Here is a 13,307-nt window from a genome sequence, read left to right as displayed (position 1 = left end):
AGGAGTCATGCCTCCCCCCGACGCCCGACAGTCCGCTTCGAAGTCCTTCGCTGGCAAGCCCCAGGCGGACAGCAGCTCCAGTGAGGCCGTCCTCCAGGAGTGTGAGGCGCTGGAGGCGGAGCTGGCCGTGCTCCGCAACCTCTACGAGCAGTACTTCCTGGGCAACGAGCGTCATCCGCCCACGCGGGCCCACGACGACTTCAAGAAGCGGGTGATGCGGCTGAAGACCGGCTTCATCCGCAGCACCGCCGCGAAGTTCCGCGTCGGGAGCATCCACGGCAAGTACCTCACGTACGAGCGGCTCTGGACGCGCACGCTGCAGGAAATCGAGGCGGGCACGTACAAGAGGGACTTGTTCAAGGCCCGCCGTCGCGCGGAGGTGCGCGGCACATCTTCCAGCAGTGACGCGAAGAAGGGCGTGGTGGAGCTGCCGGAGGACATCTCCGACATGGACTTCGAGGAGGTGGAGGAAGTGCTCCGCCCCCGCCCCACCAACGAGCCGCAGCTGGCCGGTATCGCCGCCGCCGCTTCGGCCATGCCCGCGCGCGGGTCTTCCGCGGTGGCTTCGGTGGCACCCGCCGTGGCGCCCGCGTCGCGAGCGGGCGTGCCGGGTGTGGCGCCGCTGACTTCGGGTGGAATGCCTTCGGTGGCGCCGGTGACGGGAACGCCCCCTCGGGGCCAGCCCACCGTGGCGCCGGTGACGGGAACGCCTCCGCGCGGACTGCCCACGATTACGTCGCCGGTGGGTGGCACTCCGGCGAGGGGCACCGCGACGGTGCCTCCGGGCATGGCCGCCGCGAAGCCGGCGGGCACCACCGTTCCCCCGGCGCGTCCGTCCTCCGTGCCTGCTGTGACGGCGCCCAGCCGGCCTCCAGCTCCGGTGGCTTCGGCGCCGCCCAAGCCACCCTCGGCGGGTGGCGGAGGCATGTCGGACGACAAGCTGCGGGCGGTGTACGACGCGTATGTCACCGCGAAGCGGCGGTGCCAGGAAGACACCTCGAAAATCTCCTACGAGTCGGTGGCGGCGACGCTGCGCAAGCAGGTGCCGGAGCTGCTCAAGCAGCACAACGCCAAGGCGGTGGAGTTCAAGGTCGTCATCAAGGACGGCAAGGCCTCGCTCAAGGCCGTGCCGAAGTAGGCCGCTCGCGATGAATCAGAACCTGGAATCGCTCAAGGCGCGGGTGGCGCGTCTGTCGGTGATGATTTTCGACATCGACGGGACGCTCACTGACGGACGCATCTTCTGGGTGCCCAACTCCGGCTGGACGCAGATGTACAGCGTGCGGGATGGCATGGGCATCAAGCGACTCCAGGAGGTGGGCATCGAGGTGGCTGCCATCTCCGGGGGCGACAGCCTGTCCGCGCAGATGCGCATGCAGTCGCTGGGCATCAAACACGTGCACTTCGGCAGCCAGGACAAGGTGGCGCACTTCGAGAAGCTCCTGGCGCTGCTGAACGTCTCCGCGGAGCACTGTGGCTACATGGGTGACGAGGTGGTGGACCTGCCGCTGCTCAAGGCCGTGGGCTTCTCCTCCGCGCCGCCCGAGGCCCCCGACGAGGTGCGCGCGCAGGTGCATTACGTCGCCCAGAAGCCCGCGGGCTTCGGTGCCGCGCGCGAAGTGTGTGAGTTCATCCTTCGTCACCGGCCGTAGCCACTCGCGGGCCTGCGTGGACGGAGGCGAGGGGTCTTGGATGAGAAGCCCGTGGGCGTGATGAAGGTCTCCCGGCCCTGGTGGTTCGTCGCGCCCGTCTTCGCGACGTGCGTCGGCCTCTGGGCGGCGAGTGCTCACGGTGTCCGTCCCGCCGCGTTTCTTCCGAACCTCGTGGCCATCGTGTTGGGCGGCGCGGGCTTCATGCTGCTGGCGCGGGGCCCGTGGGAGTCGCATCGCCGGGCGGAGCGCGTGCTCCCCGTGCTCGCGTGTCTCGCCATCGCCGCGACGTTGGCCGCGCCGGGGCTGGAGGGTGTTCATCGCTGGTGGTCGCTGGGGCCCGTGCGAGTCAACGCGTCAGCGGCCTTCCTGCCGTGGCTGTTGCTCGGCGTCGCGTCTCGCGGGGGCTGGCCTCGGTGGCTCGCGTGCGGGTTCATGGTGTTGGTGCAGGGATTTCACCTCCTGCAACCGGATGCCTCGCAGGCCACGGCGCTCGCGCTCGCGACGCTGCCGTTGCTGGTGGGGGGCGACTTCGTGAACAGGCGCATGGGCATCCCCATCGCGATGGGGATGCTGGGGCTCGCGGTCGTCACCTGGACGCGGAGCGACCCGCTCGCTCCGGTCGACCATGTGGAGCGCATCCTCGTGCTCATCGTTTCGCGAGGCGTGCTGGGGGTCTTCCTGGCGATTGCCGCGATGACGGGGTTGTTGCTCCCGGGACTCCTCGCGGCGCGGAGTCGGGATTCGCGGACCGCGCGACTGGGCGTCGCCTTCGTCCTGTATTTCGCCGCGCTGGTGGGCTCGACGTTCTTCGGAAACTTTCCTGTGCCCGTCCTTGGCGCGGGCGCGGGGACTGTTCTCGGTTGGTGGGCGATGCTCACCGTGCTCGGCGTACATGTGCCAGCGCTTCGAGAGTGAAAAGAGGGCGTTGGCACCGCCGCCAACCCGCGCCGCGGTGTTGAGAATCGTCACTTCGTGAAAAGTCCGCCGGGTCGCTTGCCCGCACGGGTTGTCGCGTCAGGGGGGCCTCCCTAGTTTGGGTTTCGCGCGAGAGGCTTGCGGATGGCGCGAGACACGTGGGAGGCGATGTGGGGATGCAGAGGTGGCTCGGGCTGTCGGTGGTGGTGGTGGGCCTCTCGGTGACCACGGGGTGCTCGACGCCCTCGGAAGAGTCCCAGGAGCGGCTCGCGGCGTTGGAGGCGGAAGCCGAGCAGCTGGACGCGGTGTTGGACAATGTCGAGGAGCGGCTCCTGGGCAACCAGGCCATGCTCCAGACGTGGCAGGAGATGGGGCGTCGTCACCAGGAAGTGACGCAGCTGCATTGTCAGACTTCGGAACCGCACATGCTGGCGCGCATGAAGCACTACGAGAAGATGGAAGAGCGCGTGAAGCAGATGCGGCGTCGCAGCAGCGTGGCCGCGGTGGACACGGTGCTCACCTCCGGCAAGTCGTCCAAGCGCCAGCGTGGCGCCAACTGACGCGCGCTTCAGAGGCTCATGCGCTCACGGAAGCGCTGGGATTGACGGCGTGACATCTCCACCTCGGTGCCTCCGCGCAGGCGCGCCACCAGCGTGCCTCCGGGGCCGGGCTCCAGGGTCTCGACGAAGTCGAGGTTGATGAGGTGCTGGCGACTGGCGCGGAAGAAGCGCGTCGGGTCCAGCTTCTCTTCCAGGTAGCTCAGCGAGCGCAGCAGCAGCGGCTGATGTCCCTCCAGGTGCAGCCGGGCGTAGTTGCCCTCGGAGGTGATGAGCGGCACCTGCGCGAGCTGCACCAGCCAGCAGCGCTCACCGTCTCGCACGAAGACCCGCTCCAGGGATGCGTCCTGGGTGCGTGAAGGCGCGTGCGGTACATGGCCGCCGCGCTGGCGTACCCGTTCCAGGGCTTCGGCGAGCCGCTCCGCCTCGATGGGCTTGAGCAGGTAGTCGAGTGCGTTGACGGAGAACGCACGCACCGCATGGGCGTCATACGCGGTGGTGAAGATGACGTCCGGAGGCTCGTCGAGTCGGGCCAGCACGTCGAAGCCCGTACCGCCTGGCATCTGGATGTCGAGCAGCAGCAGGTCCGGCTCCAGGGCCTCCACCTGTCGGCAGGCGTCTTCCACGTGGGTGGCTTCACCCACCACCTCCACGTCAGGGAAGGCGGCCAGCAGTCGGCGCAGCTCGGCGCGGGCCAGTCGTTCGTCGTCGACGATGAGGACTCTCATGAGGGCAGGGGAATCCGGACGCGCGCCGTGGTGAGCGCCGCATGTGTCTGGTCGAGCAGGAGCGAGGCGTGGGCGCCGCACAGCAGGCGCAGTCGCTCGCTCGCGTTGTGGAGGCCCACGCCGTTGGAGTGGGGCGCGGTGGGAGTGCCGAGAGGCGCGGCGGTATTGGCCACCTCCAACAGCAGCGCGCCTCCGTGAACGTGGGCGAACAGGCTCACTTCGCCACCTTCCGGAGTCCGCGCGATGCCGTGCTTGATGGCGTTCTCCACCAGCGTCTGGACCAGCATGGCGGGCACGGGGATGTCGAGCGCTTCCGGGGCCACGTCCTCGCGCACGCGAAGGCGTTCGTCGAGCCGGATGGCCTCCAGGCTCAGGTAGTCACGCACCACCTGGAGCTCCTGGGACAGTGGCACCGTCTCGGGGCCGCGCGCGGAGAGGGCGTGGCGGAGCAGGGAGGACAGGCGCGTCACGGCCTGCTGCGCGCGGGCGGGGTCCTCGACGATGAGGGCGCGCACGCTGTTGAGACAGTTGAAGAGGAAGTGGGGTTGGAGCTGGGCCTTGAGGAAGCGCAGCTCCGCCGTCTGGGCCGCGGCCTGCTGTTGCCAGCGCTCGCGCTCCATGGTGCGGGCCCGGTCCACGAAGTGAACGGTGAAGTAGGTCAGCAGCCACATCAGCATCACCACGGCCCAGAACGAGACGCCGGTGATGGCGAAGGCGAAGGAGAAGTCCTCGGGCTTGTAGAGGCCGAGCACGGGGTAGGCGAGGAAGAGGCCCACGGCCTGCTGGATTGCGCCCAGTCCCACGCACGCGAGGACGACGCGTGGCGCCAGGCGAAGCAGCGGGAGTCGCACCCACGCGCGAAGGTTCAGCGGGGCTCGGGCGAAGTGCGTGATGACTCCGCCCGAGAGACTCATCGCGAGGGTCCACAACGTGCGGGGCAGCAGTTGCTCCGTGCCTCGCGACAGGGCCACCACCGTGAGGAGGGTCAGCAGGATGTTCACGAGACCGTAGAGGCCCCAGCCGCCCACCTGGCAGGCCGCATACACCTTGGCGCGTCGGGATGACATGCGAGCTCCTGCCTTGCGTGGGACCAGAGTTCACCACGCTCAGCGCCGTGACTCCACGGGAGCGGGGGTCTTCAGGAAGCCCTCCAGCGTGGCGAGGAAGCCCTGGGGGTCGTCCCACATGATGAAGTGCCGGGCCGTGTCGTGCATGACGACACGCGCGGTGGTGAGGGTCTGGTACTGGCCGCGATAGTTGGCCTCCACGGCCTCGCGCGGGACACGGCCCTCGAAGGCCACCCACGAGCCGAGCACGAAGGTGGGCGCGGTGATGCGCGACAGCTCTGGACGCAGGTCGGTGATGCCCAACTCGTACATCGCCTGCGTCACCGTCTCCTGGTCCGAGTCCGCGCCCCAGCGCGCGGCGACCTCTCGTCGTGCCTCATCGGAGATGTAGACCTGCAGCGCGTGACGCGAGCCCTGGCTGCGCTGCTCCACGGTCTGCATGCGCATCTGGGTGCGGAACTGCTCGGCGAACGGCTTCGAGGTCTCCACGGTGGCGCCCGGGTACATCAAGGCGGGCAGGAAGGGCACGCTGTCCACGATGAAGATGCCGCCCACCAGGTCCGGTGCGTCGGCGGCGAGGCCGAGCGCCAGCGCACCGCCCAGGCTGTGTCCGACGATGATGGGCTTCTTCAATCCCTGCGCGCGGATGTACTCGGCGAGCGCGCGCCGCATGGTGGGCAGGAAGGGCGCGGGGACCGACGGCTGGCCCGCGAAGCCGGCGAGCGTGAAGACGTGGCAGTCGTACTGAGTCTGGAGCCTGGCGACCGTCTCCTCCCACACCTCGCCCGACGACGCGAGACCGGGGATGAACAGCACGGGCTGGCCCTGTCCGGAGCGCTTCACCGCGAAGGGCGCAGTGGGAGTGGCGGCGCTGCTGGCGCCGGAGGTGGTGGCGCAGCCGAAGATGAGGGGCACGGCGACGAACGCCGCCAGGAGCAGGGCACGAGACATGGAGGACTCCCACGAACTGGACGCCGCCGGGATGGCGGCGCCGGGCGAGGAAGAAGGTACGCGCCGGGCAGCCAGGAGCCCCGGATACTCCATGAGCGGTTCTGGTGCGGGATGAGTGGTGGAGGGGCCGGGCGGCTGGCGTGGAGAAGGGCTTCTCGTGCAGGCTCATCGGTCAGGGCTTTGGGAAAGGAACCGCTGTGTCGCCGCCACCTTCCACGCAGTCCGCCTCCGAGGAAGCGTTGACAGGGCAGGTGCCCGCGCCGCCCGCCGCGGTGACTTCCGGGCCGCCGTTCGCGGAGTACCTGTCGCGGCGGTTGATGGCCGATAAGGGCTTTCAGCCCGGCACGCATACAGAGGCGGCGGAGTTGGTCGATGCGTCGGACGCGGTGCTCACGTATTCGGACGGGTACTCATGCGTCATCGTCTGCATCGTGGACCGGGAGCGTGAACCCTCGCGGCGCTTCACGTTGGAGACCTCGGCGCTGGAGCGCGTGGGCAAGGCGTGTCTGCACTACTCGGGCACGGTGAGTGGGACGAAGCTGCCCGTGGGCCTTCAGCTCATCGAAGTGGGGAGCGGGCCCGCGACGCGGGAGGACCAGGAGCGGTTGGAGCGTCACCGGCTCGGCATGTTCAACAAGGTCCACCTGCATGCGATGCACGTGGACGTGTCTTCTGGCGAGGTGTGGGCGAACACGTGGCGGCGCGCGATGGTGTCGCGTGGCTACGTGAGAGGGTTGCTCCGGGAGCCTCGCGTGGTGGAGGGGCAGGAGGTCGAGGTCGCGGAGGCCATCGAGCGCAAGCCGGTGCTGACGGTGGCGTTGTTGGTGGCGCTGGCGCTTGGCTTCGCGGCGGAGCACCTCTTCGCCGTGGGCTCACCGGGCACGGGACTGCTCGCGCCGGGTCTCCAGACACTGGTGGGATTGGGAGGGTTGGTCTCGGGGCTGGTGCTGGAGCATGGGCAGTGGTGGCGGCTGTTCCTGGCGCCGCTGCTGCATGGAGACCTCATCCACCTGCTGCTCAACGGCTTCTGCCTCTGGTTTGGGGCGATGGTGCTGGAGAGCATGGTGGGCCGAGCGTGGCTGGGGGTGTTGCTCGTCGTGAGCGCGCTGGGCGGCGGGGCGTTGTCGATGGCTCTCAATGGGGATGCGGTGGTGTCGGTGGGCGCGTCGGGGGCACTGATGGGGCTCCTGGCGGCGGTGTTGGCGGTGAGCCGACGTCTGCCCGTGGGGCCGGGCCGTGTGGAGGTTCAGATGATGGCGCTGCGGCTGCTGGTGCCTTCACTGATTCCCATCGCAGTGTCGCGCACGGGGAATCAGGTCGACTTCGCGGCGCACGTGGGAGGCGCCCTCGCGGGAGGCGTGGTGGGGCTGGGGCTCGCGCGGGTGTGGCGGCGTGAGGACGCGACGCCCCCTGGGACGCGGTGGGCGGGCGCGGTGTCCTTGTTGGCACTGGGCGCGGTGGTGGTGAGTCTTGTCTTCGCGGCGGGCTTTCGCGAGGACCTGGCATCGATGCACTGGCCTTGATTCAGGCGAGTGACGGGCCCAGGGAGGAGAGGAACTCGGGGTGCCCTACCGTGCGCGCAGCTCTTCTCGAATCTCCATGAGGATGCGGCCCAGCATGTTCTTGCCGCGGCCATCTCCGCCGTCGCCCCAGTAGTCATCCTGGTCGGTGTGCTCGACGAGCTTCGCGTCGCCGGTCTCCAGCAGGAGCCGGGTGAGGTCCTCGTGTTGGGTGAACTTGGCGCGCACGGCCTCGCGCATGATGGAGACCTTGATGGACTCCCAGTCTCGTCGGAGTTTGCGCTTGCGGTCCCTGCCCAGGCGGGCCGCGAGCATCGGGGTCCGGGCTTGTCGGATGGCTTCTTCGTCCGTGGGGTCTTCGAACTTCCGGGCCTGGAAGTAGTGCTCGCTGGTGGGCCACGTCTTGCCACCCAGCTTGATGGGGTAGGGCGCGAAGTTCGAGCACCAGCCGTGGTCGTCGGTGACGCTGTAGAAGTGGATGGCCTCGGTCATGTTGATTCACCTGGGTGTGAGCCAAATCCTACCGGCATTGTGCCGGGTACTTCGTGACACGCTTGCTTTTCAGGCTTCACCGTCTGTGGTGAGGGTGCAAGGGGTCTCCCGGTAGGCAGACGAGCAGACACACCGTTCCGTGACGGCGTGGGCGAATCCAGGTAGAACCGCCGCCGTGAGACGCGCCACGCACGCAGTCCTCGCCGCCATCGGAGCGGGGTTGCTGGGATGCAACGACCTGGAAGTCTGCGGTTCCACGGCCCAGGACGTCACCCGTGAAGACGGGAGCGTCTTCCGCTGTGTCACGTCCGAGGACTGCCCTCGCACCTCCCGCGTCGACGTGTGCGTCACCGACGTCTCGCCCATCGCCGAGTGTGTGAGCTGCGAGGATTCGCGGTGCGTCACCGTCACTCCGGAGAAGTGCTAGTGCGGGCGCTCCGGTTCGCCCTCGTCGCGTTGGCCCTGGCGGGCGCCGGGTGTCGTCGCGACAAGCCTGTCGACCACCTCCAGAGAGCCCGCGACGCCATCTTCGAGAAGCGTCCCGACGAGGCCCTCGTCGAATACCGCAAGGCGTTCGACATGCTGCGCCACGACAGCTCGCCGGAGGCGCTCGTGTTGCGCGCCCGCTCGCTGAAGGGCGCCGCCGACGTCTACTGGCTGGAGCAGCGCAAGGTGAAGGAAGCCGTGGGCGTCTACCGCGAGCTCATCCAACAGTGCCCCGAGTCCCCCGAGGCACTCGAGGCCCGCATCATCCTCGCGGAGCTGCTGCGGGTGCACTACCGCGACCTGCGCGGCGCCATCGACCAGCTCACCGCCGCGCTCCAGCGCAATCCTCCGCAAGGCGCGGAGCTGCACTACCAGGTGGGCAAGCTCTACTTCGAGCTGGGCGACTATCAGCAGTGTGAGCTGGAGACGCGCCGCCTCGTCGAGCGCTTCGCCACCAGCGTCTTCGTGGACGACACCCTGTTCCTCCAGGCGCAGGCCATCGCGATGATGGAGGGCCGACGTCAGGAGGCCTCGCGCGCCTTCGCGGACCTGCGCACGCGCTTCCCGGACTCGGAGCTGTCCCCGCACGCCCTCTTCGAGATGGGCAAGCTGCGCTCGGATGCGGGCGAGCACGAGAAGGCCATCGAGACCTGGGTGGAGACGCTGAAGACGCACCCGGACCCGACGCTCGTGCAGGACTACATCGCCCGTGCGCGCAAGCGCATCGCCAACACCACGGCGGAGGGTGTGGGCGAGCGTGAGGTGGCCTTCGACCGGGCCCGTCCCGCGCGCTCCTCGCTCGAAGCCGTGGGCGGCAGGCCCGAAGAGGCGGCGCACGAGCACGACTGACGAGGGGCCCATCCAGGGCGCCTACGCCGGTACGTCCAGCACCGCCTCCAGCAGGGGCGCCGCCACCGTCGGGTCATCCGCGTCCGCCACCAGCAGCAGGTGCACGCGGCCACCTTCCACCCGCGCGTCCACGCCCTCCAGCTTCACCTTCGCGTCCACCGAGTCCAGGAACAGCGGCGTCCCATCCGGCGCCAGCAGCCCCACCGCGGAGCCCGCCACAGGGCCATCCGCGTAGGCATTCCGGGTGTCCTCGGCCGTCGCGGTGAAGACGAGCCGCCCATCCGGCAGCGGTGACGCATCGGTGAAGGACAGCCGCACCCCGTCGGCGTGGCCCAGGTCCCAGCGCCGAATCGTGCGCAGCACCTCCGGACCCAGCGCGCCCACTTCGATTCCGCGCAGCGCGCGCTCGCGGTCCAGGTCCACGAGCGCGTCCACGCCCGCGTCCCCATTGCCCCGCTGCAACAGCCGCAGGCGGCTGCCCACCATCGCCGCGCCCTCGATGTTGAGCGAGCCCAGCTCCCGGCCAATCTGCTGGTACAGCGCCGAGCAGTCCACCGTGCGCGCCTCGCCCGCGAGCGCTCCCTCCGCGCTCAACGGCAGCACGGCGCCGCGCATGCGCACGGAGGAGGAGCCCGACGGCAACGCGAGCAGGGCCCCATGAGGTGCCCCGGCGAAGGGCCCCAGCGCGCAGAGCACCTCCAGGTCGGGCTTGGCCGCCTTGCGTGCCTGGGTTTCCTCCGGCAGCTCGCCCGCGAAGAGTCGCGCGAGTCGTCCCGGGGCGTCTCCGCGCGCGGGGAACGTCGCCAGGTGCAGCGAGTCGTCCGCGACGACGTAGAGCCACTCCCCCACGCGCACCAGTCCACTGGCGGCGGAGACATGGGCGATGCGGCCCGGAGACTCAGGGGCCTCCAGGGTGAGGGTGCGCCGAAGGGTGGTGCGAATCATGGCCGGACCTCCCGCGAGGGATGTGGCTCGCGCCTCTAGAGCAGCGTGCCGCGCAGCAGGAGGCTGGCGACGGTGAAGTAGATGACCACGCCGCTGACGTCCACCAGCGTGGCGACGAAGGGCGCGGAGGCGCTCGCGGGGTCGAACCCGAAGCGGCGCAGCACCAGGGGCAGCATGGAGCCCGCGAGCGTTCCGAACGTCACCACGCCCAGCACGGAGAGCGCCACCGCGCAGCCCAGCAGGAAGGCGTGCTCGCCATAGGCGCCGGACACCTCCTGCCACAACACGATGCGGCCCAGGCCCACCGCGCCCAGCACGAAGCCCAGCACCAGCCCGGAGAGCACCTCGCGCCGGGCCACGCGCCACCAGTCCTTCAGCCTCATCTCGCCGAGCGCCAGCGCGCGGATGATGAGCGTAGAGGCCTGGCTGCCGGAGTTGCCGCCGGAGGAGATGATGAGCGGCACGAAGAGGCTGAGCACCACCGCGCGCTCAATCGCGCCCTCGAAGCTGCTCATGGCCGTGGCGGTGAGCATCTGTCCGAGGAAGAGGACGAGCAGCCAGCCGATGCGCTTCTTCAGCATGCCGAAGAAGCCCACCTCGAAGTAGGGGGCCTCCAGGGCCTCCATGCCGCCGACCTTCTGGATGTCCTCGGTGGCCTCTTCCTGGACGACGTCGACGATGTCGTCCACCGTGACGATGCCCTTCATCCGGTTCTGCTCGTCGAGCACGGGCAGGGCCATGAAGCCGTGCTCGGCGAAGAGCTGGCTCACCACTTCCTGGTCCGTGTTCTCCGACACCGTGATGACGTCGTGGTGCATGACGTCCGCGACCTTCTTGTCGCTGGCGGCCTGGAAGAGCTGGCGCAACGAGAGCACGCCCTGCAGCCGCTGCTCCGCGTCCAGCGCATAGGCGTAGTAGACGGTCTCCACCTTCTCCCGCGCTTGCTTGCGCAGATAGCCGATGGCCTCGTCGATGGTCATGTCCGGCCGCACGCGGGCGAAGCGCGGGTTCATCAGACCGCCGGCGTCGTCCTCCGCGTAGGCCAGCAGCACGTTGACCTCGCGCCGGCTCGCGTCGTCGAGCTGCGCGAGGATGGCGTCGGCCTCCTCGGGCTCCACCGCCTGCACCAGGTCCGCCAGGTCGTCGGGGGGCAGCAGCCGCACCCACGTGCGCCGCTCCGATGTCGGGAGGTGGAGGATGAGTTCAGCCTGCTCGCGCGCGGACAGGGCGAGGAAGAAGTCGTCCGCCACCGCGGTCGGCAAGAGGCGGAAGCCCTCCAGGCGCTCGTCGATGGAGAGCACCGGCCACGCTTCATGGAGCTCCTCCATGGAGAGCGAGGCGCTGAGAGGGCTGTCCATCATGGGGCTCGCCTCCGAGGGTGGGAGCGCGCGGCCAGTCGCGACGCGCCGGCCTCTCTACACCCGCACGGAGGGCACTGCGAGAGGCAGGCAACCATCTCCCCTCGCTTTTTCCGAACCTGTCACCAGCCCGGGGCCGTGGACCGTTCGTGGGAGCCCCAGCCAGTCGCTTCCGGGGCTCGGACCGGTGGATTCAGGGCAGGGCCTGCTCGTAGACCGTGGTGAAGCCGACAGTGGGGCGCGAGTCTCCGCCCCAATGAAAGCGGGGTGAGGTGGCGCGAGCGCCCTCGGCGAGCGGCATGTTGGTGGGCATCAGCTCCAGCCCCAGCGCGGACCTGTCAGGGAGGACCCTCGGCCGTGTCAGCGCGGTGTTCTTCCGGGGGACGGCGTACAGGGCGGGGACGGTGAAGCCCCCTCGGAGGGGCGCGTCGGCCACGGCGATGGAGGCATCCAGGATGAGCGCGTTGCGTTCCTCGAGCCGCCCCTCGGAGATGCCCCAGCGATGCAGCATGCGTCCGGCGTTCAACGTGGGGATGTTGACGCCGACCTGGGTCCACAGGATGCCGTCCTCCATCCCCACGGGTCTGCCGCGTACGAGAGCGCACAGCAGGCCTTCGGGCAGGAAGCCCCCGTCCGCTCCGACCTTGAAGGCGCAGGCCGTGCTGTTGTCGATCGGCCCAGGCTGACTCACCACCAACACCTGGTCCTCCGCCGCGCGCACCAGCAGCCCCACCGCGCTGTCCAGGCCAAAGGGTATCCGAGGCTGCCCTGTCGCCCAGAACGTGGGAGTGGGGGACTCAAGCACCCCGGTGTCGGTGAAGACGAAGCGGTGCAGGAGCTCGGCGTCCAGGACCACCAGCTCGTTCTCCGAAGCCAGTCGCGACTGGATGACCTTCACGCCCGTCGTCGTGCTCAGCAGCAGCGAGCCTGTCAGCTCCAATTCGGAGCCCGTATCCACGTACCGGCGCACCCGCCCATCTCCCACCACCCAGACGACGTTGCCCGACACGGCCACATCGGGAGGCGTAGCGCCGGTGCCCAGCCGCAGGGGCCGGTCGGAGGGGCTGCGCAATGCGACCCCGTCACACAGCCACAGGCCGTGCGCGGTGCGCTCGAGCTGGCCACATCGGGGCAGGGGCAGGGTGACGGGGGAGGGAGCCCCCGCCCAGTGGCTCGCCGCATAGACGCCGAGCTGCCGGATGCCACCCACCGGGGTGAAGGCGAGGATGACGTGGTGCCGACCCACGACGGTGGGCGTGAAGCTCAGCGTGGCCACCGTGCCCGACGCCTGCAGGGAGACCTCGGAGGGGATGAGTTGGTTCTCCGGGTCGAAGACCTCCGCAGTGGCGGTGTCGGGAGCCTGGGCCGTCTTGCCGCTTTCGCACTGGAGCGTCCGGGTGGCGATGTCCACGCGCATCGCCGCGGGAGCGCCCACCGGGACGAGCAGTGGGTCGATGCCTGGCGCTTCCCCTGGGAGCGACAAGTTGCAGAGGGCCGGTTCATCGTTCTGCGCACAGCCAGGGAGGGCGAGCAGGGCGGCCAGGGCGAGGGGAAGGGTGGTCTTCATCCGAGGGGTCTCACCCCGACGTCGGCGTCCCCTCCGGCCAGGGGGGAGCGGCGCGGGCTTCGTCCTGACTCATACCCCGAACCGGAAGCCCGGTCAGCCCCGGTGCGACAAGGGTGTCGCCTCGCGGATGCTGGTGTGTGCGGGGCAATCCCTGTCTGAAAACACTCGCATGTCAGGGATGAAATATCCGCGCGTCATTTCTCGATGAAAGGAGCGGTGA

The 13,307-nt window shown here is 69.3% G+C and carries 14 protein-coding genes; 7 read left to right on the top strand and 7 right to left on the bottom strand.

Going from position 1 to position 13,307, the window contains the following annotated elements; all coding sequences use genetic code 11:
• Positions 1–7: 7 nt before the first annotated feature.
• The 4 genes from HUA74_RS28355 (at position 8) to HUA74_RS28340 (ending at position 3,127) form a co-directional block, all read left to right on the top strand.
• Entirely contained in the window at positions 8–1,138 is a 1,131-nt protein-coding gene (locus tag HUA74_RS28355; protein WP_174457040.1) for an MXAN_5187 C-terminal domain-containing protein, read from the top strand.
• A gap of 10 nt (positions 1,139–1,148) precedes the next feature.
• Complete coding sequence (locus HUA74_RS28350; RefSeq protein ID WP_141645089.1) at positions 1,149–1,652, top strand: HAD family hydrolase; 504 nt, start codon at positions 1,149–1,151, stop codon at positions 1,650–1,652.
• A gap of 36 nt (positions 1,653–1,688) precedes the next feature.
• Positions 1,689–2,567, top strand: a complete 879-nt coding sequence (locus HUA74_RS28345; RefSeq protein WP_174457039.1) for a hypothetical protein — start codon at positions 1,689–1,691, stop codon at positions 2,565–2,567.
• A 176-nt stretch (positions 2,568–2,743) separates the two neighbouring features.
• Positions 2,744–3,127 (top strand): hypothetical protein, encoded by a 384-nt coding sequence (locus HUA74_RS28340; protein ID WP_217439225.1) that lies wholly within the window; start codon positions 2,744–2,746, stop codon positions 3,125–3,127.
• Between the two features lie 8 nt (positions 3,128–3,135).
• Here the strand turns inward: HUA74_RS28340 and HUA74_RS28335 are convergent, their stop codons facing one another.
• Genes HUA74_RS28335 through HUA74_RS28325 form a run of 3 tightly spaced genes read right to left on the bottom strand, consistent with a single transcriptional unit; the run spans position 3,136 to position 5,870 of the window.
• Entirely contained in the window at positions 3,136–3,852 is a 717-nt protein-coding gene (locus HUA74_RS28335; RefSeq protein ID WP_174457038.1) for a LytTR family DNA-binding domain-containing protein, read from the bottom strand.
• A complete protein-coding gene (locus HUA74_RS28330) occupies positions 3,849–4,919 on the bottom strand; it encodes a sensor histidine kinase (RefSeq protein ID WP_174457037.1) in 1,071 nt (356 codons plus the stop codon). The genes HUA74_RS28335 and HUA74_RS28330 overlap by 4 nt, the downstream gene beginning before the upstream one ends.
• Before the next feature lie 39 nt (positions 4,920–4,958).
• Positions 4,959–5,870 (bottom strand): alpha/beta fold hydrolase, encoded by a 912-nt coding sequence (locus HUA74_RS28325; protein ID WP_174457036.1) that lies wholly within the window; start codon positions 5,868–5,870, stop codon positions 4,959–4,961.
• Positions 5,871–6,067: 197 nt separating this feature from the next.
• On the opposite strand from HUA74_RS28325, the gene HUA74_RS46900 reads away from it, so the two are divergent.
• Complete coding sequence (locus HUA74_RS46900) at positions 6,068–7,393, top strand: rhomboid family intramembrane serine protease (RefSeq protein WP_174457035.1); 1,326 nt, start codon at positions 6,068–6,070, stop codon at positions 7,391–7,393.
• Between the two features lie 45 nt (positions 7,394–7,438).
• On the opposite strand, the gene HUA74_RS28315 is transcribed toward HUA74_RS46900, so the two are convergent.
• Positions 7,439–7,882, bottom strand: a complete 444-nt coding sequence (locus HUA74_RS28315; protein WP_174457034.1) for an NADAR family protein — start codon at positions 7,880–7,882, stop codon at positions 7,439–7,441.
• 175 nt (positions 7,883–8,057) lie between these two features.
• Here HUA74_RS28315 and HUA74_RS28310 point away from each other — a divergent pair, with 175 nt between their 5' ends.
• Both HUA74_RS28310 and HUA74_RS28305 read left to right on the top strand, forming a co-directional pair.
• Positions 8,058–8,309 (top strand): hypothetical protein, encoded by a 252-nt coding sequence (locus tag HUA74_RS28310; RefSeq protein WP_246137398.1) that lies wholly within the window; start codon positions 8,058–8,060, stop codon positions 8,307–8,309.
• Entirely contained in the window at positions 8,309–9,217 is a 909-nt protein-coding gene (locus HUA74_RS28305) for a tetratricopeptide repeat protein (RefSeq protein WP_174457033.1), read from the top strand. The genes HUA74_RS28310 and HUA74_RS28305 overlap by 1 nt, the downstream gene beginning before the upstream one ends.
• A gap of 21 nt (positions 9,218–9,238) precedes the next feature.
• On the opposite strand, the gene HUA74_RS28300 is transcribed toward HUA74_RS28305, so the two are convergent.
• From HUA74_RS28300 to HUA74_RS28290, 3 genes are all read right to left on the bottom strand, one after another.
• On the bottom strand, positions 9,239–10,162 hold the full coding sequence (locus HUA74_RS28300; RefSeq protein WP_174457032.1) for a hypothetical protein: 924 nt from the start codon (positions 10,160–10,162) through the stop codon (positions 9,239–9,241).
• A gap of 35 nt (positions 10,163–10,197) precedes the next feature.
• A complete protein-coding gene (mgtE, locus tag HUA74_RS28295; protein WP_141645100.1) occupies positions 10,198–11,523 on the bottom strand; it encodes a magnesium transporter in 1,326 nt (441 codons plus the stop codon).
• Between the two features lie 190 nt (positions 11,524–11,713).
• The gene (locus HUA74_RS28290; protein ID WP_174457031.1) at positions 11,714–13,087 is read right to left on the bottom strand and encodes a hypothetical protein; all 1,374 of its coding nucleotides are present in this window, start codon (positions 13,085–13,087) and stop codon (positions 11,714–11,716) included.
• Positions 13,088–13,307: the final 220 nt, after the last annotated feature.

Origin of the sequence: Myxococcus sp. CA051A (assembly GCF_013336705.1) — a bacterium.
Lineage (GTDB): Bacteria > Myxococcota > Myxococcia > Myxococcales > Myxococcaceae > Myxococcus > Myxococcus llanfairpwllgwyngyllgogerychwyrndrobwllllantysiliogogogochensis.
The sequence above is the reverse complement of the archived record's forward strand: the minus strand, read 5'-3'. Positions and strand labels throughout refer to the sequence as shown.